This is a genomic window from Mesorhizobium sp. M1A.F.Ca.ET.072.01.1.1 (assembly GCF_004023325.1).
Classification (GTDB): domain Bacteria; phylum Pseudomonadota; class Alphaproteobacteria; order Rhizobiales; family Rhizobiaceae; genus Mesorhizobium.
Genome location: NZ_RZSF01000649.1, coordinates 1 through 1,279, shown reverse-complemented (window position 1 = coordinate 1,279; position 1,279 = coordinate 1). Strand labels below are relative to the sequence as shown.

1 protein-coding gene is annotated in these 1,279 nt (G+C 68.2%); it reads right to left on the bottom strand.

What is annotated here, in order from left to right; all coding sequences use genetic code 11:
* Window positions 1-1,166 (bottom strand): DNA repair protein RadA (gene radA / locus EOA32_RS37280; protein WP_128374315.1); only part of this gene is annotated, 1,166 nt, incomplete at its 3' end.
* Between the last annotated feature and the right edge of the window lie 113 nt (window positions 1,167-1,279).

Below are 1,279 nucleotides of genomic sequence, written 5' to 3'. Positions count from 1 at the left end.
GGAAGGGCAAGACCGGTGAGCGACGAAACCAATGCTGCGGCGACCGCGAGGTCGGCCGCCGGCTCCGAGATGCGGTAGCCGCCGGCGACGTTGAGATAGACGTCGTGCTGGCCGAAACGGACGCCGCAATGCGCTTCCAGCACCGCCAGCACCATAGAGAGCCGCGCGCCGTCCCAGCCGACGACGGCGCGGCGCGGCGTGCCGAGCGAAGAGGGCGCCACCAGCGCCTGGATCTCGACCAGCACCGGCCTTGTGCCTTCCATGCCGGCGAAGACGGCGGCGCCGGGCGACTTCGCATGCCGCTCGCCGAGGAACAGCTCGGATGGATTGGCGACCTCGCGCAGGCCCTTGTCCGACATCTCGAAGACGCCGATCTCGTCGGTCGGCCCAAAGCGGTTCTTCACCGTGCGCAGGATGCGGAAGTGGTGGTTGCCTTCGCCCTCGAAATAGAGCACGCCGTCGACCATGTGCTCGACGACGCGAGGGCCGGCGATCTGGCCTTCCTTGGTGACATGGCCGACGAGCACGATCGCGGCGCCGGTGGATTTCGCATAGCGGATCATCGCCTGAGCGGCCGCGCGCACCTGGGTGACCGTGCCGGGCGCCGAATCGGCAAGATCGGTCCACAGCGTCTGGATGGAATCGAGGATCACCAGATCGGGCCGCTTGCCGTCGGCGATTGTCGCGAGGATGTCCTCGACATTGGTCTCGGCGGCGAGTTCGACCGGCGTCGAGGCGACACCGAGGCGCTGAGCACGCAGCCTGATCTGCGCGACAGCTTCCTCACCCGAAACATAGACGATGCGGTGGCCTTTCGAGGCCAAAGCGGCTGCGGCCTGCGTCAGCAGCGTCGACTTGCCGATGCCGGGATCGCCGCCGACCAGAAGGGCGGAGCCGCGCACGAAGCCGCCGCCGGTGGCGCGGTCGAGTTCGCCGATGCCGGAAACGATGCGCGGCGCGTCCTCGATGTCGCCGGAGAGGCTGGTGAGCACCACGGCGCGGCCCTTGCGCACATTGCGGGTGTTGGCCGGCCCCGAGCCGATGCCGCCCGCGGTGCCTTCCTCGACCAGTGTGTTCCACTCGCCGCAGGCATCGCATTTGCCGGCCCAGCGCTGATGCACCGAGCCGCAATTCTGACAGATGAACTGAACGCGCGATTTGGCCATTAGCGTCGGGCCGATCGCAAATTTTCGAAGGCCGGCGTTCCCGCCCACCCCCATCTGTCCTGCCGGCCATCTCCCCCGCAAGGGGGGAGATGGCCGGCAGGACAGATGGGGGT